The organism is Grimontia sedimenti (genome assembly GCF_011045095.1).
Lineage (GTDB): Bacteria > Pseudomonadota > Gammaproteobacteria > Enterobacterales > Vibrionaceae > Enterovibrio > Enterovibrio sedimenti.
Genome location: NZ_JAALDL010000007.1, coordinates 57025 through 82687 on the forward strand (window position 1 = coordinate 57025; position 25663 = coordinate 82687).

Consider the following 25663-nt stretch of genomic DNA (forward strand, 5'->3'; position numbering starts at 1 on the left):
CCTAAACCCTTAAATCGCTTCTGCGTCCATCTCGCCAGTACGAATACGTACAGCTTGCTGGAGGTCATAAACAAAAATCTTTCCATCGCCAATCTTGCCGGTCTGTGCCGCCTTACTGATGGCCTCAATAATTTCGTCAACGTTTTCGCTATGCGCTGCAATTTCCAGCTTCACTTTAGGCAGAAAATCCACTTGGTATTCCGCACCGCGATAAAGTTCTGTGTGGCCTTTCTGACGACCAAAACCTTTTACCTCTGACACTGTCATCCCATCTACGCCGACTTCTGCCAGTGCTTCACGCACATCGTCGAGCTTGAAGGGTTTGATAATTGCGTTGATCAATTTCATTACCGTCTCCTTGAACCAGAATTTAATTGTGTTCTGATCAAGTAATAAACAAATGGCGTGCCAGTTTTTTATTTTATTATTATTCAGGCACTTACTGTTAAATTGTAAATTCAATGATTTTTGATGCACCACATTGGTGCGTAGAATTCACCGCAATCAGGCAATGCTGGGGAAAGTTGAGGGGTACGCACCAAAAAGTTGCGTCAGGAAAGTTAGACAAAGGAGGGGTAAAAGATTGGGCTAACGGTCATCCATTACCGTTATCTTTAAATATCAGCCAATTAGCGACCATAGCGACGAATGAAATCTTGCCAGGCTTCAAGCACCAAAAGGAGGTCTTCTGGTCCACAAAGCGACACGCTTTCCTCTTCATAGGTATGCAAATCAACATCTGGCATCTCTTCTTCGCTGTCTTCGAGCACGATATTGGCCTGCACCAGGGCTTCTTCCTGTGTCAGTTGCAAGTGGAACACTTTACCTGAGCGTGTCCATTCTCCACCTTGCTCCATCACCCGCTTCAGATTTTCCAAAACTTCATCAATGGCATCATGGTCTGTCCCAAGTTCGTCAACGAGCCAGCGCCCCAGTGCCTCATGTCCCATTGATAGCTCAGCATGAAAGCTATCGTCTAAAGTATTGCGTCGAAATTCATAATCCACGTGGTATCCTCGATATCACTCTGTATGCCAGCCATTTACCGAACTGGCGGTTGGAAAGTTTGCTCATTGTCAGGATCTGAAGACCTAATGCAACTCAACAGCATGATCGCGCGTCAAATCGTCGAACGTACGATGAAAATCATCGGCTTTTCCGTCAACGTGATGGATGAGCAGGGGCTAATTATAGGCTCCGGCGATCCAAGCCGTCTGCATCAAAAGCATGAAGGCGCATTATTGACACTTGCTGAGTCGCGCGTCGTTGAGATTAATGAAGCAACCTCAAATTTGCTGATGGGCGTCAGACCGGGGATTAACCTTCCTGTGGTGTTCAATGGTAAAGCTATTGGTGTTGTTGGGATCTCGGGCGATCCGGACAAGGTGCGAAGCTATGGCGAGCTGGTCAAGATGACCGCCGAGCTTATCGTTGAGCAGGCCGCACTGATTTCGCAAATGCAGTGGGATAAACGCCATCGGGAAGAGCTACTACTTCAATTGATACGCGAATCCGAGCTTAACGACCGTCAGTTAATATCCATCGCTCAGCGACTGGACTTGGATTTAGAACAGCCCCGTGTTGCTGCCGTGATTAAACTTTACCCCCACCAGGCTGAATCACTTTCCCTTGAACACCTCCAGTCGATGGTGCACATGCTCGAGCATCCTGAGCGGGATAACCTCGTTGGCATTACCTCTGTATCTCGAAATGAAATCGTGGTGCTAAAACCGATCAGTGTCGACAACGGAGAATGGTCGAGAAAGTCTGAACAGAAGAAAGTAAAAAAACTGCTCAAGCGTATTGCGGAACAAAAGGCCTTTCGTGCCCAGATTGCCTACGGTGGCTATTTTCCGTCCCTCAAAGGGCTCGCCAAATCCTATCAAACCGCCATCGCAACGCTTTCATCTGGCCATGCCGATGAGCCAGTACTTTATTTTGAAGATCATGCCCTTGCGGTATTGCTAAGTGCCATGCCAGAGCAGGATTGGCGAACCCAGCAACTTCATTCCCTGTTCACCACTTTGGTTGACAATGATGCACGCGGTACGCTGGTGAAGACACTCACTGCATTTTTTGAACAGAACTGTGATTTAGTTCAAACGTGCGAAAAGCTGCATATTCACCGAAACACACTGCGCTATCGCCTACAGCGCATTTCAGAGATAACAGAATTAGATATCAATAAGTTAGAAGATAAAACCCTGCTTTACCTTTCCTTTCTCACCTGGCATCAAAAACACTAATTTTGTGCAGTTGAATAAATAAAGCCGCAACACCACACACTATATTTGGGCGAGCGCCTAAAGCTTACGTCTTACCGCAGGCGTACAGTGCAGACAGTTATTCGTTTCAGCCGAGAAGTATGAGATGACCGAAGTTTCAACCTTAGGTGCACTGGCTGCCCTGATCGTTTCCATCACCCTTATTCTGAGAAAAGTGCCACCAGCCTACGGCATGATCATTGGTGCCCTGGTGGGCGGTATTGTCGGTGGCGTATCACTGACTGACACCGTTTCCCTGATGATTGGCGGTGCGCAGGGCATTGTTACTGCAGTGCTTCGTATACTGGCTGCCGGCGTGCTGGCAGGCGTGCTGATTGAATCCGGCGCGGCTACCACCATTGCTGAAACCATAGTGAAGAAAGTAGGTGAAACCCGCGCCCTATTGGCACTTGCAGTCGCCACCATGATCCTCACAGCCGTGGGCGTGTTCGTCGACGTGGCAGTGATTACTGTAGCGCCAATTGCGCTGGCGATTGCTCGCCGTGCCGACCTGTCGAAAATGGCTATCCTGCTGGCGATGGTTGGCGGCGGTAAAGCCGGTAACGTGATGTCACCAAACCCGAACGCCATTGCTGCAGCTGATGCTTTCAATGTACCGCTAACCTCAGTGATGGCGGCTGGTGTCATTCCTGGCTTGTGCGGTATGTTCGTCGCGTACTTCATTGCGCAGAAGCTGGTCAACCGCGGTAGTAAAGTCGCCGCATCAGAAGTCGTTGAAGTAGACATGAGTCGCCTGCCTTCGTTTGGCGCAGCCATTGTGGCACCTATGGTCGCAATTTCTCTTCTGGCACTTCGCCCGATTGCAGGCATCAACATTGACCCATTGATCGCCCTGCCGTTAGGTGGCCTTTTAGGTGCTGTTGCCATGCGCCGCTTTGCGGATACCAACCACTTTGCAGTCTCTGGTCTTAACCGCATGGCACCGGTTGCTGTGATGCTTCTCGGTACCGGTACGCTGGCGGGCATCATTGCCAACTCTGGCCTAAAAGGTGGCCTGATTGATTTGCTGACAAGCTCTGGTCTGCCTTCTTACCTGCTTGCCCCGTTCTCCGGTGCGCTGATGTCGCTGGCCACCGCATCCACCACGGCAGGTACCGCCGTCGCGAGCAGTGTTTTTGCTAATACTATCCTTGAGTTAGGTGTTCCAGCTCTAGCAGGCGCGGCGATGATCCATGCTGGTGCGACTGTGTTCGACCACATGCCTCACGGCAGCTTCTTCCATGCAACCGGCGGTGCCGTTCACATGGACATGAAAGAGCGACTCAAACTTATTCCTTATGAATCAGCGGTCGGTTTCGTTATCGCGCTGGTTTCGACCCTGATCTTTGGCGTGTTTGGCCTGTTTGTTTAAAAGGACGTTGCTGATGAAAATTGTTATTGCTCCTGATTCATACAAAGAAAGTCTGTCTGCGATGGACGTGGCTGTTGCAATCGAAAATGGTTTCCGCCGCGTGATGCCAGAAGCCAACATCGTCAAACTGCCCATGGCAGACGGCGGCGAAGGCACAGTTCAATCCCTGGTCGATGCCACTGGCGGCAACATTATTCAAACTAAGGTCACTGGCCCACTTGGTACACCCGTTGAAGGCTTCTTTGGTCTTCTGGGTGATGGCGAAACCGCTGTTATCGAAATGGCTGCCGCTTCAGGTCTTCATTTGGTTCCATCCAAAGAGCGCAACCCTCTGGTAACCACCAGCTTCGGTACGGGTGAACTGATTAAAGCAGCCCTGGATCATGGCGCTAAGCACCTGATTGTCGGTATCGGCGGCAGCTCAACTAACGATGGTGGTGCAGGCATGGCTCAGGCACTTGGCGTTAAACTGTTGGACAAAGACGGACAAGCAATAGGCTTCGGTGGCGGTGCTTTGGCAACTCTTCACACCATTGATTGCAGCGATGTCGACTCCCGCCTCAAGAGCGTAAAACTTGAAGTCGCATGTGATGTCGACAACCCACTATGCGGTGAAAAAGGCGCTTCGGCGGTTTTCGGTCCGCAGAAAGGTGCGACACCGGAGATGGTCAAAACGTTAGATGCCAACCTTGCTCACTATGCTGACGTAATGAAATCAGAGCTTGGCAGTGACGTAAAAAACAGCGCGGGTGCCGGTGCAGCAGGTGGTATGGGGGCTGCGTTGATGGGTATTTTTAATGCTAGCCTGCGTCCGGGTATCGAAATCGTCATGGATGCCGTTAACCTGTCAGAGCATCTGCAAGATGCGGATCTGGTCATCACAGGCGAAGGCCGGATCGACAGCCAAACTATTCACGGCAAAACCCCAATAGGTGTGGCGCGCTGTGCCAAGCAATTTAACCTACCGGTGATCGGCATCGCAGGCAGCATCACTCAAGATAGCGTGGTGGTGTATGACCACGGGATTGATATGTTGTTTAGCGTGGTATCAGGTGCATGTACCCTGGAAGATGCGCTTGCCAATGCGAAAGAGAATGTTGAACTGACCGCTCAGAATGTAGCAAGAACATTAAAGCTAGGACCTAGGACCTAGGAAGTCAGTATCCCCCATAACGAACAAAGCCTCCCAATTGGGAGGCTTTCTTTTATCAGTTATTCAAGCATTAAACCGCTGCTTGGATAATCACTTCGTCCGCTTTCTTGGTGTATTGATCCATGCGGTGGAAGTTCAGGTAACGGTAAGTATCTGCCGCTGTCGCATCGATTTGCTTCGCGTATTCCAGATACTCTTCAACCGTTGGGATACGACCTAGGATAGCACCCACAGATGCCAGCTCAGCAGAAGACAGGTAAACGTTCGCACCTGTACCCAGACGGTTCGGGAAGTTACGGGTAGAGGTAGACAGTACGGTTGCCTTATCAGCAACACGCGCTTGGTTACCCATACACAGTGAACAGCCCGGCGTTTCGATACGGACACCGGCACGGCCAAAGATACCGTAGTAACCTTCTTCAGTCAGCTGGTCACGGTCCATTTTAGTTGGTGGAGCGACCCAAAGACGGGTTTCCAGCGTGCCACCGAATTTATCCAACAGTTTACCTGCTGCACGGAAATGGCCGATGTTGGTCATACAAGAACCGATGAATACTTCATCTACCTTGTCGCCAGCAACGTCAGACAACAGACGTGCATCATCTGGGTCATTTGGCGCACACAGGATTGGCTCGTTGATCTCGGCCAGGTCGATCTCGATCACTTCTGCATATTCTGCATCTGCGTCAGCTTCCATCAGCTCTGGGTTCGCTAGCCATGCTTCCATCGCAGAAATACGACGCTCGATGGTACGACGATCGCCGTAACCTTCGCTGATCATCCACTTCAGCATCACGATGTTAGAAGACAGGTACTCTGCCACTGACTCTTGAGACAGCTTCACAGTACAGCCCGCAGCAGAACGCTCTGCTGATGCATCAGACAGTTCGAATGCCTGCTCAACCGTCAGGTGCTCAACACCTTCGATCTCCAGAATACGGCCAGAGAATGCGTTGATCTTACCGGCTTTCTCTACCGTCAGCAGGCCTTGCTTGATGGCGTAGTAAGGGATCGCATGTACAAGGTCACGCAGAGTGATACCTGGCTGCATTTCACCTTTGAAACGAACAAGGATTGATTCAGGCATATCCAGTGGCATCACACCTGTCGCCGCTGCGAATGCAACCAGACCAGAACCTGCTGGGAACGAAATACCCAGTGGGAAACGGGTGTGTGAGTCACCGCCGGTGCCTACAGTGTCTGGCAGCAGCATACGGTTCAGCCATGAGTGGATAACACCATCACCCGGGCGCAGAGAAACACCGCCACGGTTCATGATGAAATCTGGCAGCGTGTGGTGAGTGTTCACATCAACCGGCTTAGGGTACGCTGATGTGTGACAGAAAGACTGCATGGTCAGGTCAGCTGAGAAGCCCAGACATGCCAGATCTTTCAGCTCATCACGGGTCATAGGGCCAGTGGTGTCCTGAGAACCGACTGTGGTCATCTTAGGCTCACAGTAAGTACCTGGGCGGATACCTTCAACGCCACACGCTTTACCCACCATTTTCTGACCAAGGGTAAAGCCTTTGCCAGAGTCAGCTACGGGTTGTGGACGACGGAAAACGTCAGATGGAGCCAGACCCAGTGCTTCACGCGCACGGTCTGTCAGACCACGACCGATGATCAGAGGAATACGGCCGCCCGCACGTACTTCATCGTAAAGTACATCTGTTTTCAGAGAGAACGTAGACAGTACTTCATCTGAGCCGTGGCTGCGAACTTCACCTTTGAACGGGTAGATGTCAATCACATCGCCCATGTTCAGCTTGGAAACGTCCAGCTCGATTGGCAGTGCGCCAGCATCTTCCATGGTGTTGAAGAAGATAGGAGCAATTTTGCCACCCAGACAGAAACCGCCTGCGCGCTTGTTTGGAACGTTTGGAATGTCATCGCCCATGAACCAAAGCACAGAGTTGGTCGCAGACTTACGGGATGAACCCGTACCAACAACATCACCCACGTAAACCAGTTGGTGACCTTTTTCTTTCAGCGCTTCAATTTGCTTGATTGGACCAACTACGCCCGCTTGGTCTGGATTGATGCCGTCGCGCTCGTTTTTCAGCATTGCCAGAGCGTGCAGTGGGATGTCTGGACGAGACCATGCATCCGGTGCTGGTGACAGGTCATCAGTGTTGGTTTCGCCCGTCACTTTAAATACGGTCAGGGTGACTTTTTCAGGAACATTCGGCTTGGAAAGGAACCACTCAGCTTCCGCCCAAGACTCCATCACCTGCTTCGCAAATGCGTTACCCGCTTTCGCTTTTTCTTCTACGTCGTAGAAAGCATCGAACATCAGCAGAGTGTGAGAGAGCGCTTTAGCCGAAATTGGTGCCAGTGCATCATCATCCAGCAGAGCGACCAGGGATTCGATGTTGTAGCCGCCTTGCATGGTACCAAGCAGTTCAACAGCGCGCTCTTTGCTGATCAACGGAGAGCTGTCTTCGCCCTTCGCGACAGCAGACAAGAAGCAAGCTTTGACATATGCTGCTTCGTCTACGCCTGGTGGGATTCGGTTTTCCAGCAAATCAACGATGGTGCTTTCTTCACCGGCAGGTGGGTTCTTGAGCAGTTCAATTAGGGCTGCGGTTTGCTCCGCATCAAGTGGTTTAGGGACGATGCCCTGAGCAGCACGTTCTTCGACGTGTTTACGATAGGCTTCAAGCACGACGTTTTCCTCATATTGCGGTCCGGCCGTCGCGGCCAGACATCCTTGGAATTAAGCTCGGCTAGCAGGCACCGAATGAAATGTAGGAGGTAACTATCTTTCTGTGGTGCCCTGCATAACGAAGCTGGCATGTTATCACTTTTTAACCAAATTTTAAATTCCAGGCATGGAATGAAACATTTGATTTATCAGTGAGAACGAAGCGTTCACTTCGCCCTCTGTGTCCTTTAGAAGTGGGACCCGACTATAAAATAGAACGAATCGAGATCATTTTCTGTACGACCATAGGCGACAATGATGGGTCCCAACGGTGAATCGACCCCAGCAAATATACTGCCTGCCGTGTAAAACGGTATATCTTTTAGTGAAAAATCTGGGTTGTTCCACACTCCACCGTACTCAAGGGAAGTCCCTAAATACACAGGAGATTTAAACAAACCAAAGTCGTTATCCAGCAGACGATATCGATAAACCAATGCACTGTAGGCGATATTGTTCGCCCAGAGCGAATCCCTTGGTATACCTGACAGGTTCAGAAAGCCCCCAAGTTCGTGAGGTTCAATGAGCACATTCCCAACACGCGCGTTGATAGTGCCATATTTTGCTTTACCGTAAAGGGTATGCTTTCGCCAGGTCTGGGCGTAAATCCCTTCCACATTCAACACTGCTGCTTCGCTTTCTGCGCGATCACCCTGATAATCGACCTTGTCCTTGGCATAACCCAGAGAGGCGTCGATATACCCACCGATGTTTGGAAACACCCTGTTATCCAAGGTATCTAGCGTAAAGGAAAGATAGGGCATTGAACGCTCATAATCGCTCGTCAGGGATAGGCTGTTCGCCAGCTTCTCTTCACCATAAACGTGACGGTAACCAAGCTTGAACTCCCCCCAAAGTTTTGGCTGCCAGCCTACGCTGGCGTCCCCAATCACTTCACTGTAGCGGGTGCCTATGGCAAACGTATCACTACCCAATACAGGCTCTTCACCCCCTCGATAGTAGGCATCACGCTCTCTCACCTCCAACCCGCCAAGTATTTCAGCAAAGAAGGTTTGCTCAGCAGAAAACGGCAAATACAGCTCGGCTTGGGCTTTCTTATCGGTACCCAATTCAAACGTCGAACGAAGCTCTGCGCCATAATCCGAAAGCCCCGTGGTGTTGATACTCACACCTGCAGAGAAATTGGTGTCTGACTCAAAGTTATCTTCAAGTGCAAAGCGGAAGTCGACAAAGTTCGGTCCCCAACTTTTCTCTGCCACATCCACCACCAGCACGTTTTCCTCACCTTCCTGTTCAAGGTGGTAACGCACGGTTTCAAAACGGTCGAGGGCGTAAAGATTCTGCACCGACTTCTCGAGATTTTCGGAATCCATTTTACCGGTTTGTAGGTTTAGGCGAGCTTTAAGCACTTCGTCAGAAAAACTGGTGTCGTTGTTAATCACGACGCGGTCAACGTCCAGCGTATCCCCATAAAGCATCAGTCTGCGGCGCTTTTGTTTCTCTTCCACATACTCCTGATACTCACCAGAAGTCATGCTGATCCTTTCCAGAGCATCTCGGTTGACCATGGCAATCTCATAGCCTTTCTGCAGCGCTTCTGGCACACGATCAAACTCCGTGGTTTCCATGTCCCCAACATCAGGCGTCAGCAGGAAATCGCCTTTATCCATGTTAGAGATTTGCTTTTCCGTACTCTGGCGAACCATAAAGTTCACCAATTGGTTCATGACCTGAAGGTAAGAACCCAGCTCCTCTGCCGGGTAGTAGTCGGTGCTGATATCGACAGCAATGACGATATCAGCACCCAAGGCTTTCGCTACATCAACAGGTAAGTTATTGACTGAACCGCCATCAACCAGATAATGCCCATCCAGTTCCACAGGAGGCAATGCCCCTGGCACAGCCATACTTGCCAACATGGCTTCGGTTAGTTGCCCATCACCAATCACCACAGGGATCAGGCGTTCAATGTCTGTGGCCACCGCGCGGTAAGGCACCACCATTTGGTCAAATGATTCAAAGGAGGGCAGATTGCCCGTCGACTCTCGAAGAATACGGATCATATTCTGACCCTGTACAACCCCTTGGGGTGTTTTTAGACTTTTAAAGTCGAAGCCGAGATTGGTGGAGAGGTTGTAGCGATCTTCATGTTCTTTGTCGCGAATGCGGCGATCACCCCGGTAAACCCTGTCTTGATAGCCTTCATTCCAGTCAATGGATTCCATCATGGCACCGATTTCATCCGCGCTCATGCCCGTGGCATAAAGTCCACCTACATAGGCACCCATACTGGTACCGGCAATGTAGTCGACAGGGATATGCATTTCTTCCAATGCCTTAAGCACACCCACGTGCGCCGCGCCTTTCGCGCCTCCCCCACCAAGCACTAATCCAACTGTTGGTCTTTGAGAATTATTTTCCGCAAACGCTAAAGATGCAGACAGCATGGCCGACAACAGAATCACTGCAGTAACCAACCTGCCCTTTAGAAGCCTAATCAACATTTTTTGCTGCCTTGCAATTTTGATGTTCCTTAAAAGCGACACATAACGCCGAGCTCATATCGGCACCACGGAGAAAAGTATGAATTTCACGCGGTTAACTATAAAACAGAAACTCATTTTCGCGATGTTCTCAGCGGTTATCGCATCCACCACCCTCGTCAGTTTCCTGAGTCTCACCAAAGCCCACGATATGGTAGAGGCGCGTCTGCTCGACAATGAGCTGCCGCTACTTCTCACCAATATCCGTGAAGAAGTGGAGCAAAGTGTCACCCAACTGAAAGCCGCCGCAGAGCAACTGGCCAGCATGCCAATGATGGCAACCGCCGTTCAGGCTGCGGGAGACCCTCGCGCGAAATCAGATATCGTCGACACCCTTCAGTCACTTAAACAACAATACCAGTTAACGGATGCTTCTGTCGCCAATCGTGCAAACGGTGACTACTGGAACCAGGACGGCTTTCTACGCCAGCTGAAACCAGAAGACAGTTCCTGGTTCTTTAAACTGGTCAGCAGCGGCAAAGCACGCACCACCAGCGTATACCGGGAAGATAACGGCGACCTGAAGCTGTTTGTAAACTACCAACAGCTTAACGGCCCCCTATTGGCTGGTCTGTCCCGCTCGATGGATAAAATGGTCAGCTTTTTGAACCAGTTCAAAGTTGAGCAAAGCGGTTTTGTGTTTATGGTTTCTCGCGATGGTCGTGTGCAATTGCACCGCGACAGTGCCCACATGGGCAACAGTAACATCGCGCAGATGTATCAGGAAAATGTTCGCGACCTGTTAATTCAACGTGACTTTAACCTGATTGAAGCCTCAACCAATGAGCGTGATGTTCTGTTGGCCTCGAGCTACATCCCTTCTCTTGACTGGTTTGTCGTGGCGGAAGTGCCTACCGATGAGGTTTACGATGAGCTCACCAGTACTGCCCAGCAAATTATCCTGCTGTCCGTCTTGGTGTGTGCGCTGATTGCCGTTGCTGCAGTGTTCCTTGCATCGACTATCACCCGTCCTATCTCCGATTTGGCGAAAGTTTTCCGTGATATCGGTGAAGGCGAAGGCGACCTCCGCCAACGTCTTGAAGTCAAAGGCAACGACGAAATCGGTCAACTTGCACAGGGCTTTAATGGTTTCGTCAGCAAAATCCATCAAGTGGTGGGTGATGTTGCAGCCACCAGCCAGTCACTGAACAACTCGGCTTCTGTCGTGGCTGAGCAAGCGCAAATGACCCAGAATCAGAGTCAAAGTCAGCGTGACCGTACCATGTTGGTTGTTACTGCCATCAATGAAATGGGCGCGACGGTAAACGAAATCGCGGCCAATGCTGCCCATGCGGCGGATTCAGCCAACAATGCGGCGAATGAAACGGCGACGGGTCAAAGCGTCGTCATGTCGGCGCAAGACAGTATTCAGCAGCTCGCCACTGACATGGACAACATGGCAGAGGTGATCCGCAAACTGGCAGGAAACACTCAGCAAATCGGCGGGATTCTGGAAGTGATTCGTGGTGTTTCAGAACAAACCAATTTACTGGCGCTGAATGCAGCGATTGAAGCGGCACGTGCTGGCGAACAAGGGCGCGGCTTTGCGGTGGTTGCTGATGAAGTGAGAAGCCTTGCCAGCCGAACCGCGGAATCCACCAATGAAATCCAGACCATGATCGATGATCTGCAGAAAGAAGCGCAATCTGCTGTCGAAGCGATGGAGAGCAGTCAACAACTGACCTTCCAGGGTGCGGATGCCTCACAGAATGCCTCTTCAGCACTGATGCAAATCAACGAGCAAATCCTACTGATTTCAGACATCAACACTCAAGTCGCAACAGCGACGGAAGAACAGTCGACCGTCGTTGCTGACATCAACCGCAACATCGAAGACATTAACGAAACTACTCAGCAAACCGCAGATACGGCTGAGAACATGGCTCGTGCCAGCGATGAGTTGCGGGAACTTTCGCATACACTCGACGAACTGGTAAAACGCTTTAAACTTTAAACGTTGCCAACAAAAACAAAAAACGCCGCAATTGCGGCGTTTTTTGTGCGTGAACGCTTAGACTCTGAAAGCGCCAACCACGCTGTCGAGTTGTCGGCTTCTTTCCGCCAGATTCAGGCACACACCTTCCACTTCTTCCAGGTTATCGTGCACTTGCTTTCCATTTTCCACGATACCGTGAATGTTGCGGTTAATGTCTTCCGATACTGTCTTTTGCTGAGAAGACGCTGCTGCGACCTGACTGTTCTGGTCATTGATGGTGACAATCATGGTTGACACTGCATCCAGGTATTCCGAGGTTTGCTGGATTTGAGCGACGGTCTTCTGGCTCGCTTCGCTACTTTCATCCATAGCTACCACGGCATTCTTGGTGCCGGTTTCAAGGCGCTCAATCATTTCACGGATCTCTTCCGTACTTTGCTGAGTCTTGTTCGCCAGCACGCGCACTTCATCGGCAACAACGGCAAAACCTCGACCCTGCTCACCCGCACGCGCCGCTTCAATCGCCGCATTCAATGCCAGTAAGTTGGTTTGTTCTGCGATGCCACGAATCACGTCGATGATTGACGCAATGCTGTCGACATCATTGTTAAGAGTACCAATAGTCGATTGTGACTGCTCAATACGCTCACGAAGCGATGCCATAGCGCTCACAGTGCTCGCAAGGCTATCCTGCGCTGCGCCCACTTCCTGCGTAGCAGTATGAGTTGCTTCTGCTGCTTCCGAAGCGTTTTCGCTGATCTGGAAGCTACTGGCACTCATTTCCTGTACCGCAGCAGCGATCATGTCGCTTTCACGTTGCTGACTTTCTGTTTGCGTCACACTGCTTCGCATCGCCGTTTCGATCTGCTCTGTTTGAGCACGGACATCATGAGAGGCATCAACAACCTGCTTGATACTGGTTTGTATCTTGCTGACAAATTCGTTGAATGCGTTGCCAAGTTGTCCAATTTCATCCTGTGATTGCACTGACAGTCGCTGCGTTAGATCGCCATCTCCTGAAGCAATGTTTCTCAGTGCTTCCAACATTTCATTGATTGGCTTCATCAGCATTCGGGACAGCACTATCCCGCCAACCAGTGCCAGAATAAGCGCAGCGAACGTGCCACCAACAATCAAGCGCTCCGCGCTAATCGTGGACTCAGCGATTTCGCCGGAAACTCGTTTAGTCGCAGCCTCAATCGCTTTCTCAAGGATCTTGATATCACCTCGAATATCGGCAAAATCATCGGAGAGAGCCTTATGTTGCTCAGCATATCGAGCTTTCGCGATGGAAGGCTCGTTAATAATCACTTCCAAAGCATCAAGCCAACGATCCGTCTTCTGAGTGAGTCGGTTTAGATCAGCCTGAAGAGATCTATCGACAATGCCCGTATCAATCAAAGATTGAAAGGATTTCATACGCTGTACCGCTTTCGGTGCATTGTCAAAAAACTCGAATTGCTGCACTTCAATCGTTGCTGGTGATACTCCTCGCGCCAGTAAGCCTTCCAAACTTCCCAACGACTGATAGAGGTCTCGGTAAGCATCTTCAATATCAGTGAATGTGGGCTGAAGCTGCTCATTAAGCTCTTCGTTGAGCGTAATTTGTCTTTCAAAAGTCTGATAAGACGCCACTAAGACGCCAGTAAAAATGGTGCTAACAAACGCAAGCGGTATAAAAAGCTTGGTCTTAAACGAAAGTTGGCTAAACGCAAACATGGGAACCTCAAACTGCATAAACGATCGATGGGTATTGTTGAAAAAGCAAAAAGGTAGGGCTGACAGAAAAGTGGCGATGAGCACACACGCTGTCAAAAAGGGGAACCAAATAGGCTTACGCTAAATCAGACAAACACACGATCAATGTCCGCAATATTATGCGTTTTTCAATTATTCCGAAACATTATCAAACACTTCTTTGACCTAATCGAAATAAAAATACGCTGACCGTTTAAAAATTTTAAGACTGGTTCAAAAAGCCGTTATATCAAGTCCTTACGCGTGTAAAGTAACGCTAACACCAAGCCTAATTTATTGAACAGCAGAAATAAAAAAGCGCCTCCTAAGAGACGCTTTTCAATTCTGGAATCAGAAATTATTTTTTCTTCTTCACCGCTTTCGCATTTGGAAGGTCAGTAATCGTGCCTTCAAACACTTCTGCTGCCAGACCAACAGACTCATGCAGAGTCGGGTGAGCGTGGATGGTCAGTGCGATGTCTTCTGCATCACAACCCATCTCGATAGCCAGACCGATTTCGCCTAGCAGTTCGCCACCGTTGGTACCAACAATCGCACCACCGATAACACGGTGAGTGTCTTTGTCGAAGATCATCTTCGTCATACCGTCTGAGCAGTCAGACGCGATTGCACGGCCAGATGCAGCCCATGGGAAGGTAGCAACTTCGTAGTTGATGCCTTGTGCTTTCGCTTCTTTCTCAGTCAGACCAACCCAAGCCACTTCTGGCTCAGTGTACGCAATGGATGGAATCACTTTCGGGTCGAAGTAGTGCTTCTTACCAGCGATAACTTCAGCCGCTACGTGACCTTCATGAACACCTTTGTGAGCCAGCATTGGCTGACCTACGATGTCACCGATCGCGTAGATGTGCGGTACGTTAGTACGCATTTGCTTGTCAACGTTGATGAAACCACGCTCATCAACTTCAACGCCTGATTTCTCAGCGTCCAGCAGCTTACCGTTAGGTACACGGCCGATAGCAACCAGTACTGCATCGTAACGAGTCGGCTCAGCAGGTGCTTTCTTGCCTTCCATCGTTACATAGATGCCGTCTTCCTTCGCTTCAACCGCAGTCACTTTGGTTTCCAGCATCAGGTTGAACTTCTTGCTGATGCGCTTGGTGAAGACTTTAACAATGTCTTTATCTGCTGCTGGGATAACTTGGTCGAACATCTCAACCACGTCGATTTGAGAACCCAGTGAGTGATAAACAGTACCCATCTCCAGACCGATGATACCGCCACCCATAACCAGCATTTTCTCAGGAACTTCTTTCAGTTCCAGTGCATCGGTAGAGTCCCAGATGCGTGGATCTTCATGCGGGATAAATGGCAGTTCGATTGGGCGAGAACCCGCAGCGATGATTGCGTTGTCGAAGTTAACAGTGGTCGCGCCATCTGCACCTTCAACCACGATGGTGTTAGGACCGGTAAATTTACCGTAGCCATTAACCACGTTCACTTTACGCATCTTAGCCATGCCGCCAAGACCGCCAGTCAGTTGGTTAACAACTTTCTCTTTCCATACGCGGATTTTGCTGATGTCTGTAGTTGGTTCACCAAATACAACACCGTGATCAGCCATCGCTTTTGCTTCTTCGATAACTTTCGCTACGTGCAGCAGTGCTTTCGATGGGATACAACCCACGTTCAGACACACACCACCCAGCGTGCTGTATTTTTCTACCAGAACGGTGTCCAGACCCAGGTCTGCACAGCGAAACGCCGCTGAATAACCTGCAGGACCCGAACCCAGTACGACGACTTGGGCTTTGATTTCTTTACTCATTCTGACCTCGTTGTAGTCTTATATCCCTGACTAAGAGTTTTATTATCTTGGACCATTTGTTTCACTGCGCGGTACATCTAGCCTCGCATTTGGCCTGACAGTTTACAGCCCTGTTAAAAAGCTGAAAAATAAAAACCCATAGCCTGTGAGCTGTACATCAAATCAGCGTTCGCCATATGCAGACGAACGCTGATCGGGGGAGTGTTGCCTTACAGTACCAGACGGCGAATGTCTGACAGACACTCGTTCAGGTAAGTAATGAAACGTGCACCGTCTGCACCATCGATCACTCGGTGATCATACGATAGAGACAATGGCAGCTGCAGGCGAGGCGCAAATTCTTTGCCGTTCCATACAGGTTTCATTTCTGACTTAGACACACCCAGGATTGCAACTTCAGGTGCATTCACGATTGGCGTGAATGCAGTACCACCGATGCCACCCAGGCTGGAAATAGTGAAACAGCCACCTTGCATGTCAGCTGCAGTCAGCTTGCCAGCACGTGCTTTCTTCGATACTTCCATCAGCTCAGAAGACAGCTCATAGATACCTTTCTTGTTCACATCTTTGAAGACAGGAACAACAAGGCCATTTGGCGTGTCTACTGCGATACCAACGTTAACGAATTTCTTCAGGATCAGGCTCTCACCGTCTTCAGACAGCGAAGAGTTGAACGTTGGGAATGCTTCCAGCGCTTTCGCAACAGCTTTCATGATGAACACCAGTGGGGTGATCTTCATGCCAGTGTCTTTCTTCGCTTCGATAGCATTTTGTTCTTTACGGAATGCTTCCAGCTCAGTGATGTCAGCGTTGTCCCACTGAGTCACGTGAGGGATCATTACCCAGTTACGGTGCAGGTTCGCGCCAGAAATCTTCTTGATGCGAGAAAGAGGTTGAACCTCAGTTTCACCGAACTTGCTGAAATCAACTTTCGGCCAAGGCAGAAGACCCAATGCTGCGCCGTCACCCTTACCAGAAGCAGAAGCCGCCGCACCAGATTCAAGACGCTTGAGCGCTTCTTTCACATAGTTCTGAACGTCTTCTTTCAGGATACGGCTCTTACGGCCAGTACCTTTCACTTTCGACAGGTTAACGCCAAACTCACGAGCCAGGCGACGAACAACTGGAGACGCGTGAGCGTACTCGTTGTTTTCCTGGAAGTCGCCAGTTGCTGCTGGCGCAGAAGCTGCTGCAGGTGCCGCCGCAGGAGCTGGAGCCGCTGCAGGAGCAGATGCTGCTGGTGCCGCCGCTGCTGCAGGTGCAGCACCTGCCACCGGAGTGCCGGCCACTTCAAACACCATGATCAGCGAGCCAGTAGACACTTTGTCGCCTGCTGCTACTTTGATTTCTTTCAGTACGCCTGCGAATGGTGCAGGAACTTCCATAGAAGCCTTGTCACCTTCAACAGTGATCAGTGACTGCTCTTCTTCGATGCTGTCGCCGATTGCTACCATGATTTCGGTCACTTCGACTTCGTCACCACCGATATCTGGTACGTGAACTTCTTTAACGCTGGCAGCCATCGATGCGCCGGCTACTGGTGCAGCTGCAGGAGCTTCTGCTGCTGGAGCCGCGGCAACTGGTGCTGCGCCTGAACCTGCAGTCTCGAAAATCATGATCAGAGAGCCGGTAGACACTTTGTCACCCGCTGCCACTTTGATTTCTTTCAGAACACCAGCGAAAGGAGCTGGTACTTCCATTGATGCTTTGTCGCCTTCAACAGTGATCAGAGATTGCTCTTCTTCAATGCTGTCGCCAACCGCTACCATGATTTCAGTGACTTCTACTTCGTCGCCACCGATATCTGGTACGTGAACTTCTTTCAGTTCAGCCGCTGCTGCTGGAGCAGGTGCCGCTGCTGGAGCGGCTTCTGCTGCAGGAGCAGGTGCAGCTTCAGCTGCACCCTCGGCAGGGGAGCCTGCCTCTTCGAAAATCATGATCAGAGAACCGGTAGAAACCTTGTCGCCTTCCGCGATTTTGATTTCTTTAACCACACCGGCCTGTGATGCAGGTACTTCCATCGACGCCTTGTCACCTTCAACGGTGATCAGCGACTGCTCTTCTTCAACTTTGTCACCAACGCTAACGAGGATCTCAGTAACTTCAACCTCATCGGCACCGATGTCTGGTACGTTAATTTCGATTGCCATTTGATATATGCCTCTTACGCGTACAGTGGGTTCACTTTCTGAGTGTCGATACCGAACTTCTCAATGGCTTCAACAACCACTGATTTCTCGATGTCACCACGCTTCGCCAGTTCAGTCAGCGCAGCAACGACTACGTAGCCAGCGTTAACTTCGAAGTGACGACGCAGGTTCTCACGGCTGTCTGAACGACCGAAGCCATCAGTACCCAGCACGCGGTAAGACTCAGCAGGAATGAACGCACGAACTTGGTCCGCGTAGTTCTTCATGTAGTCAGTCGCAACGATAGCAGGCTCAGTACCCATCACTTGTGCAATGTATGGGACTTGCGCGTCTGCCATTGGGTTCAGCATGTTCTGACGATCACACGCCTGGCCATCACGTGCCAGTTCGTTGAAAGACGTCACGCTGAATACGTCAGATGCGATGCCGTAATCTTTGCTCAGGATGTCAGCCGCTGCACGTACTTCGTTCAGAATGGTGCCAGAGCCCATCAGCTGAACTTTCGCTTTGTCACCCGCATAAGCTTCCAGCTTGTAGATACCCTTACGGATACCTTCTTCAGCGCCTTCTGGCATTGCTGGCTGCGCGTAGTTTTCGTTCATCAGCGTCAGGTAGTAGAACACGTTCTCTTGCTCTGGACCGTACATGCGACGGATACCATCTTGCATGATCACTGCAACTTCGTAAGCGAAAGTTGGGTCGTAAGAGATACAGTTAGGTACCGTACCCGCCATGATGTGAGAGTGACCATCTTCGTGCTGAAGACCTTCACCGTTCAGCGTTGTACGACCTGCAGTTGCACCCAGCAGGAAACCACGTGCTTGTTGGTCGCCAGCCATCCACGCCATGTCGCCAACACGTTGGAAGCCGAACATTGAGTAGTAGATGTAGAACGGGATCATTGGCAGATCGTTGGTGCTGTATGACGTTGCCGCAGCAACCCATGAAGACATTGCACCCAGTTCGTTGATACCTTCTTGCAGTACCTGACCTGAGGTCGCTTCTTTGTAGTAAGAAACGATGTCACGGTCTTGTGGGGTGTAGTTCTGGCCGTGCGGGTTGTAGATACCGATTTGACGGAACAGACCTTCCATACCAAAGGTACGCGCTTCGTCCGCAATAATTGGAACGATGTTTTTACCCACGCCTTTGTCTTTCAGCAGCACATTCAGTGCACGTACGAAAGCCATGGTGGTAGAGATGTCACGCTTCTGCTCTTCCAACAGAGGTTGGAACGCGTCCAGCTGTGGCAGAGTCAGTTCTTCAGTGAAGTTAGGCAGACGCTTAGGCGTGTAGCCTTTCAGCGCTTGACGACGAGCGTGCAGGTACTGGTGCTCCGCTGAACCTTCTTCCAGTTTCAGGTAAGGCAGTGCAGCAACGTCTTCGTCAGACAGCAGGTCTTGCAGACCCAGGCGGTCACGCAGGTGCAGAACATGGGTCATATCCATCTTCTTAACCTGGTGCGCAATGTTCTTACCTTCAGCCGCTTCACCCATGCCGTAACCTTTAACGGTCTTAGCCAGGATTACTGTTGGACGGTCTGAAGTTTCTTGTGCGCTCTTAAATGCAGCGTACAGCTTCGACGGCTCGTGACCACCACGCTTCAGCGCGAAGATCTCTTCGTCAGTCATGTCAGCAACCAGTGCTGCAGTTTCTGGGTATTTGCCGAAGAAATGTTTACGAACGTAAGCACCGTCTTTTGCTTTGAACGTCTGGTAGTCACCGTCAACGGTTTCATTCATCAGTTGCAGCAGTTTACCAGTGGTGTCTTTCGCCAGCAGTTTGTCCCAACCGCTACCCCAAACAACCTTAACCACGTTCCAGCCAGCACCTTTGAACAGACCTTCCAGTTCTTGGATGATCTTGCCGTTACCCATTACTGGGCCGTCCAGACGCTGCAGGTTACAGTTGATCAGGAAGCACAGGTTATCCAGCTTCTCACGAGCTGCGAAAGAAATCGCGCCGCGTGATTCTGGCTCATCCATCTCACCATCACCCAGGAATGCGTATACGCGCTGGTTGGTAGTGTCTTTCAGACCACGACCGTTCAGGTACTTCAGGAAACGAGCTTGGTAGATAGCAGAGATTGGACCCAGACCCATAGATACGGTTGGGAACTGCCAGAACTCAGGCATCAGTTTAGGGTGTGGGTAAGAAGAGATACCTTTACCGTCTACTTCCTGACGGAAGTTATCCAGTTGCTCTTCAGTCAGACGACCTTCAACGAATGCACGCGAGTAGATACCCGGTGAGATGTGACCTTGGTAGTAAACCAGATCACCACCGTCCACCTCATTAGGTGCGCGGAAGAAATGGTTGAAACAGGTCTCGTAGAATGCAGCTGAAGATTGGAAAGACGCCATGTGGCCGCCCAGTTCCAGATCTTTCTTAGATGCGCGCAACACGATCATGATCGCGTTCCAACGAATGATAGAACGAATACGACGTTCCAGGTTTACATCACCCGGGTATGCAGGCTCTTTGTCTGCTGGGATGGTATTCACATAGTTGGTGGTGATGCCAGTTGGCATATCAACACCGTCAAGGCGCGCCTTTTCCATAACTTGCTCAAGCAGGAACTGGGCACGTTCTACACCTTCTTCACGAACGACTGATTCAAGAGCTGCTAGCCACTCTTGGGTCTCTAGTGCGTCCACGTCATTTTTCATGACTTCAGACATGGCGATCTATCCTTTCGTTGATTGACTCGTACAAAACTAATGTTGTCGCAGCTGAAAAAAACGGTTCCTGACAACTCCTCAAAGCTGTCGGGATCCGCTATTCCAACTCGTCCTTGCGTTGCTGTATCCGGCGAAGAGAGCGTTCAATTCGACTTTCCTCACGGCCCAGATCCAGCAGGGTTTCCTCGATAAAGGCCAAATGTGCATGCGATGCCTGGCGGGCTTTTTCTGGCTCACCAGCAGTAATCGCCTGAACAATGTTGGCTCTGTGCTTGGTTACTTTCGCGACGACATCTTCACGTCGGTTCAGTAACTCAAAGTTCTGTAAAATGTTTTGCTCCAGCAATGGTGCCAGACTGCGCATAATATGCAGCAGAACCACGTTATGTGATGCCTCGGTAACGGCAATCAGGTATTTCATAACGGCGGCGGCTTCGGCTTTTAAATCACCAAGCTGCTGGGCTTCGCGAATGCTGTCGTGGCACGCGCACACTCGCTTTAAATCTTCATCAGTTCCACGTAACGCAGCGAAATAGGAGGAGATACCTTCCAGCGCATGACGGGATTCCAGCAAATCAAGCTGGCTTTCAGGGTGGTCAGCCAGAAGGCCAATCAAAGGCTCGGAGAAACGCTGCCACAAGCGCTCACTCACAAAGGTGCCACCACCTTGTTTTCTATTAAGGAGTTTTTTGGCTTCTAATCGCTGAATTGCTTCTCGGACGGAGGGGCGGGAAACATCAAATTGCTTCGCCAACTCGCGCTCTGGCGGCAGTTTTTGCCCAGGCGAAAGGGTTCCTTCCAGAATTAGGCTTTCAAGCTCTTTCTCAATAACGTCAGATAGTTTGGGTTGACGAATCCGTTGTATAGCCATCGTTTTATTATTTATTTGGCGCCGGAGTTCCTGCGCGTCCTATCCCATTTCCTAGCCTTGTAAATTGGTAAGACCAATTACCAAACACATAAAAAGTTACCAGAATGCGGCTTTAGTGTCCACCGTAAACTTGATTTAAGTCATAGAAGTTACAATTAGATGTCGCGCATTTATTAATCAATGGAGATGTAATGGTCAGACCAATTATTTTGGTCACGGTTGGAATTCTGTGCGCTCAGTCTCAAAGTCGTTTCAGGTGGTGTAGTAAATCGTCAACACACCTTTACGCACATTCCCCCACTTTTTGACCTAGAGGAGCGCTTTAAACTTCTTCCAATGAAATGCCTGACCGGGGTCGGTTTTTCTTCCTGGTGCAATGTTCTCATGGCCAGTAATGTGCTCAGGGGTAATGGCGGGATAGTGCTGCATGATGGCGCGAGATACATCCGCTAATGAAACGTACTGTGCTTCTGTGTATGGCAAGTCATCGGTTCCTTCAAGCTCAATACCAATCGAGAAATCATTGCACTGCTCACGGCCTTCAAATGAAGACACCCCAGCATGCCAAGCTCGTTGATTGAAAGGCACAAATTGCACCACCCTGCCATCACGTTTTATCAGGCAATGGGCTGAGACCTGAACATCTCGGATTTCATCAAAGAAGGGATGCGCTGTAGAAGTGAGTTTTCCCTGAAAGAAATCTTCGACATAGCTGCCTCCAAATTCCCCCGGCGGCAAGCTGATGTTATGTACAACCAATAGCGAAATATCGTCTTTAACCGGGCGCTCATTAAAGTGAGGTGAAGGAACATAAGTGGCGCTGTCTAACAAATGATTGGTGATGGTTAACATTGAAAACTCGCCCAAAAAACAGCAAACAAGAAACAGGTCTTTGACTATTTTAACTCGTCATCCGCCAAAACAGGCACAACTTTCTAACGAACCGACATACAGAGAACTCACCTCTTACCTCGCAAAATTTCTATCCCGACGGTAAACTTGCAGCCATTGTTCAGGCAAAGCCTGATTTAAACCGAATTCACTGTGATGGAACCACCATGTCCGATCTTTCAAATACTTCACGCGTCCACGATAGCCAAAGCCGTATCGCCTACCTCAAAGCACACCTTGAAGAAGATGTGGTTCGCTGCGTTACCGATACCTTGAAAGAAGACTTGGGCGGCGAGATTAATGCGGACAATGACATCACAGCCAGTCTGATTGCTGCCGACACTCAAGGTGACGCAACCATCATCACCCGTGAGGCGGGCGTATTTTGCGGCCGTGCTTTTGCTGATGAAGTGTTTCGTCAGCTTGGCAGCACGGTCACTATCGACTGGAAAGTAGAAGACGGTGATAAGGTCGAGCCGAATCAGGTGCTTTGCGAACTGAAAGGCCCAGCCCGTACTCTACTAACCGGCGAACGTAACGCGATGAACTTTATCCAGACACTTTCTGGCTGCGCCACTGAAACTGCCCACTACGTAGAAAAGATTGCTGGCACCCAAACCCGCCTGCTGGATACCCGTAAAACCATCCCAGGACTTCGCAACGCGCTGAAATATGCTGTTTTCTGTGGCGGCGGTTTTAATCACCGCATCGGTGTTTACGATGCCTACCTGATTAAAGAAAACCACATCATTGCCTGCGGCGGCATTCAGGGTGCCGTAGAAACGGCCAAGAAGTTAAACCCCGGCAAACCGGTTGAAGTCGAAACGGAATCGCTGGATGAGCTACAGCAGGCGATTGATGCAGGCGCAGACATTGTGATGCTTGATAACTTCACCACCGACATGATGCGCCAAGCTGTGGATCTCAATAAAGGGAGAGTCGCGCTGGAGGTTTCCGGCAACGTCACCCTTGAAACCATCCGCGAATTTGCAGAAACCGGTGTGGATTACATTTCAGTCGGTGCACTGACCAAACATATTCGTGCCATGGACTTGTCAATGAGACTCAAGTAACTCATTAATATCAATCGACTAATTGATAAAAGCAGGCATAACGCCTGCTTTTTTATTTCGCGCTTCACATTAAAGTAATTGATTAACAAGTCAATTACAGAAAAGACAATCCACCACTCGAAACCCGAATTTTATCTGCTGTTTTCCCCTCTCCATCCGCCGTATCTTGGAATCACTTTAAGCGCACATTTGCGTATATAAATTAATCGGAGAGTAATGGATATGAAAAAGCAAAAGGGTTTTAGCTTAATTGAGCTTCTGATTGTGGTTGGGATTATTGGCATCATTACCGCCATTGCTGTCCCTGCTTACACATCACAAAAAGATAAATCAACAGCAACATCTGCATTGGCATCTTTAAAAGGACTGTTGTCGGGCGCTGCAGTTGCTCTTGAAGAAGGGGACTCTATTGCCGATTATGTGACAGCTTTAGATGGGACCAACTCCACGAAATATGAAATCAAAAATATTGGAACCATTGAAGATGCGACTGCAGACAAGGTGAATGGTATAAAAATCACCATCGCTCAGGGGGGTTATCAAGGCAATGTGATAACTTACACACAAACTGGCACAATCTGGGCATGTGAGACAGATATAAAAGAGAGCGCCCTGTCTCTCCCTGGTTGTAAAGGTGCTGCAAACTAGAGCTAACTCTAATACTAAGGATTCGCTTCATTAAGATGCGAATCCTTTTTTATGTTGAACTTGCTCGCAATTAATTATCTTTGATTTACCTTCATTTTTATTATCAACCATTTCATCACAAATTCTTTTCTTATTAGCGGTTTGACTTTAATAAAAAGGCTTAGCCAGCGTTGGATAATATGAAATCAAACCTGTTAAATATTCTAATAAAGCAAGGACTCATATCAGAGCGACAGGCTGCTAAAGTTCTAGAGCAGCAAAATTCCGATGCCGACAGCATCACGGAACTACTTATCTCTTCAAACACCTTATCTGCTGACTCAATAGCGACTTTTTTGAGCAACTACCTAAACGAACCAATCGTTGACATTTATAGCTATGAATACCAGCAAACAAGCGAAAAGATAGGGCAAAAGAATCTGTTCTTATCAAAGAGCGCACTCCCTCTTGAAGTGAGTGCTGACAAACTAGTATTGGCTGTAAGCGACCCACTTGATTTTCTCACTCATGATGAAATTAGTTTTGCTACTAATCTCAAAGTCAAACCAGTCATAGCAGACCATCACCAACTCATGGGCGCTATACGAAAGCTTTATGGGAGGAGTGTTTCTCGAAGCTCAATGGGATACCAATCCAATGTATCCAACTCTGAGCTCGCTGAGTTAGCAAACGTTGATGGGGCTAATGATGACAATGACCTATTTTCTGATGACGCGCCAGTTAGCAGATTCATACAACAGGTCCTTCTAGACGCGATAGGAAAACACGCATCTGATATCCACTTTGAACCTTTTGAGCAAAGCTATCAAATCCGCTTCCGTTTGGACGGTATTTTGCAAACCCACAGCACACCACCAGCAGGTATTTCTCGCCGTCTTTCGACCAGATTAAAAATCATCGCCAAGTTGAACATCGCAGAGCGCCGACTCCCGCAAGACGGACGGATTAAGCTGAACCTTTCCGAAGAAAAGTCCATCGATATGCGGGTTTCCACTCTGCCAACGCTCTGGGGCGAAAAGGTGGTGCTGCGGATTTTGGATGGTGGCAGTGTCGCGCTGGATATCGACTCTCTCGGTTATAACCCGCAACAAAAACAAGATTATCTGAATGCGCTGAATCGCCCACAAGGGATGATCTTGATGACAGGCCCCACGGGAAGCGGTAAGACCGTTTCTTTGTATACCGGTCTGAAGTATCTCAATACCGCTGATCGTAATATCTCTACCGCCGAGGACCCAGTTGAGATCAATCTTCCCGGCATTAATCAGGTCAACATCAACAACGATATTGGGTTGGATTTTGCTAAGGCACTACGCGCGTTTCTACGTCAGGATCCAGATGTGGTGATGGTCGGCGAGATCCGTGATTTGGAAACTGCAGAAATCGGTATCAAGGCTGCACAAACCGGTCACCTGGTGTTGTCTACTCTCCACACTAACTCAGCAGCGGAAAGCGTTACCCGTTTGGCAAACATGGGTGTTGCCGCCTACAACCTGGCTGCTTCACTCACCTTGATTATTGCACAGCGCTTAGGGCGTCGACTTTGCCCACATTGCAAAGTGCCGCATGATGTTGATGATCATCATCTGACAGCCTTGACCCAACACTATCCTTCACTTAAGCCAGAGCTGGTTTATCAAGCCTCACCGGAAGGGTGCGATCATTGCAACCATGGCTATCTAGGTCGCGTCGGTATTTACGAAGTGATGCCAGTCAGCAGAGATTTGGCAGAAGCCATTGGTAACGGTGCATCAGCTTCCCGCATAGAAACCCTTGCCATGGGCAATGGCATGTTAACGCTCCAATTATCTGGTATTGAAAAACTCAATGAAGGCGTCACCAGCCTTGCAGAACTGCAACGCGTGATCAGTCTGTAAAAGGAATTAT

General features: G+C 49.6%; 17 protein-coding genes. 7 read left to right on the forward strand and 10 right to left on the reverse strand.

Annotated elements, in window-relative coordinates:
- Positions 1-9: 9 nt before the first annotated feature.
- Both glnK and G5S52_RS11030 read right to left on the reverse strand, forming a co-directional pair.
- On the reverse strand, positions 10-348 hold the full coding sequence (gene glnK, locus G5S52_RS11025; protein ID WP_002537421.1) for a P-II family nitrogen regulator: 339 nt from the start codon (positions 346-348) through the stop codon (positions 10-12).
- A 281-nt stretch (positions 349-629) separates the two neighbouring features.
- On the reverse strand, positions 630-1007 hold the full coding sequence (locus tag G5S52_RS11030) for a YacL family protein (RefSeq protein ID WP_165013521.1): 378 nt from the start codon (positions 1005-1007) through the stop codon (positions 630-632).
- Positions 1008-1094: 87 nt separating this feature from the next.
- Here G5S52_RS11030 and G5S52_RS11035 point away from each other — a divergent pair, with 87 nt between their 5' ends.
- The 3 genes from G5S52_RS11035 (at position 1095) to G5S52_RS11045 (ending at position 4789) form a co-directional block, all read left to right on the forward strand.
- Complete coding sequence (locus G5S52_RS11035; RefSeq protein WP_165013523.1) at positions 1095-2246, forward strand: sugar diacid recognition domain-containing protein; 1152 nt, start codon at positions 1095-1097, stop codon at positions 2244-2246.
- 124 nt (positions 2247-2370) lie between these two features.
- The gene (locus tag G5S52_RS11040) at positions 2371-3636 is read left to right on the forward strand and encodes a GntP family permease (protein WP_165013532.1); all 1266 of its coding nucleotides are present in this window, start codon (positions 2371-2373) and stop codon (positions 3634-3636) included.
- A 13-nt stretch (positions 3637-3649) separates the two neighbouring features.
- A complete protein-coding gene (locus tag G5S52_RS11045; RefSeq protein WP_165013534.1) occupies positions 3650-4789 on the forward strand; it encodes a glycerate kinase in 1140 nt (379 codons plus the stop codon).
- 70 nt (positions 4790-4859) lie between these two features.
- On the opposite strand, the gene acnB is transcribed toward G5S52_RS11045, so the two are convergent.
- Positions 4860-7457, reverse strand: a complete 2598-nt coding sequence (gene acnB, locus G5S52_RS11050) for a bifunctional aconitate hydratase 2/2-methylisocitrate dehydratase (RefSeq protein ID WP_165013536.1) — start codon at positions 7455-7457, stop codon at positions 4860-4862.
- A gap of 227 nt (positions 7458-7684) precedes the next feature.
- Positions 7685-9961 (reverse strand): patatin-like phospholipase family protein, encoded by a 2277-nt coding sequence (locus tag G5S52_RS11055; protein ID WP_165013538.1) that lies wholly within the window; start codon positions 9959-9961, stop codon positions 7685-7687.
- 79 nt (positions 9962-10040) lie between these two features.
- Between G5S52_RS11055 and G5S52_RS11060 the strand changes: the two genes are divergently transcribed.
- Positions 10041-11954 carry a methyl-accepting chemotaxis protein gene (locus G5S52_RS11060; protein ID WP_165013540.1) on the forward strand — a complete coding sequence of 638 codons (1914 nt, stop codon included), beginning with the start codon at positions 10041-10043 and terminating at the stop codon, positions 11952-11954.
- 57 nt (positions 11955-12011) lie between these two features.
- On the opposite strand, the gene G5S52_RS11065 is transcribed toward G5S52_RS11060, so the two are convergent.
- The 6 genes from G5S52_RS11065 to ampD all read right to left on the reverse strand — a co-directional run bounded on the left by G5S52_RS11065 (position 12012) and on the right by ampD (position 22016).
- Positions 12012-13673, reverse strand: coding sequence for a methyl-accepting chemotaxis protein (locus G5S52_RS11065; protein ID WP_235956188.1), 1662 nt, complete (start codon positions 13671-13673; stop codon positions 12012-12014).
- A 358-nt stretch (positions 13674-14031) separates the two neighbouring features.
- Positions 14032-15462, reverse strand: a complete 1431-nt coding sequence (lpdA, locus tag G5S52_RS11070; RefSeq protein WP_002537408.1) for a dihydrolipoyl dehydrogenase — start codon at positions 15460-15462, stop codon at positions 14032-14034.
- 209 nt (positions 15463-15671) lie between these two features.
- Complete coding sequence (gene aceF / locus G5S52_RS11075) at positions 15672-17612, reverse strand: pyruvate dehydrogenase complex dihydrolipoyllysine-residue acetyltransferase (protein ID WP_165013543.1); 1941 nt, start codon at positions 17610-17612, stop codon at positions 15672-15674.
- A 14-nt stretch (positions 17613-17626) separates the two neighbouring features.
- Positions 17627-20293, reverse strand: a complete 2667-nt coding sequence (aceE, locus tag G5S52_RS11080) for a pyruvate dehydrogenase (acetyl-transferring), homodimeric type (RefSeq protein ID WP_046305030.1) — start codon at positions 20291-20293, stop codon at positions 17627-17629.
- Between the two features lie 97 nt (positions 20294-20390).
- Positions 20391-21164, reverse strand: a complete 774-nt coding sequence (gene pdhR / locus G5S52_RS11085) for a pyruvate dehydrogenase complex transcriptional repressor PdhR (protein ID WP_002537403.1) — start codon at positions 21162-21164, stop codon at positions 20391-20393.
- A 309-nt stretch (positions 21165-21473) separates the two neighbouring features.
- Positions 21474-22016, reverse strand: coding sequence for a 1,6-anhydro-N-acetylmuramyl-L-alanine amidase AmpD (ampD, locus tag G5S52_RS11090; protein ID WP_165013545.1), 543 nt, complete (start codon positions 22014-22016; stop codon positions 21474-21476).
- A 206-nt stretch (positions 22017-22222) separates the two neighbouring features.
- Here ampD and nadC point away from each other — a divergent pair, with 206 nt between their 5' ends.
- The 3 genes from nadC to pilB all read left to right on the forward strand — a co-directional run bounded on the left by nadC (position 22223) and on the right by pilB (position 25653).
- The gene (gene nadC / locus G5S52_RS11095) at positions 22223-23128 is read left to right on the forward strand and encodes a carboxylating nicotinate-nucleotide diphosphorylase (RefSeq protein WP_165013547.1); all 906 of its coding nucleotides are present in this window, start codon (positions 22223-22225) and stop codon (positions 23126-23128) included.
- A gap of 222 nt (positions 23129-23350) precedes the next feature.
- Entirely contained in the window at positions 23351-23776 is a 426-nt protein-coding gene (locus tag G5S52_RS11100; protein WP_205743865.1) for a prepilin-type N-terminal cleavage/methylation domain-containing protein, read from the forward strand.
- Between the two features lie 179 nt (positions 23777-23955).
- The gene (pilB, locus tag G5S52_RS11105) at positions 23956-25653 is read left to right on the forward strand and encodes a type IV-A pilus assembly ATPase PilB (RefSeq protein ID WP_165013551.1); all 1698 of its coding nucleotides are present in this window, start codon (positions 23956-23958) and stop codon (positions 25651-25653) included.
- The last annotated feature ends 10 nt before the right edge of the window (positions 25654-25663 follow it).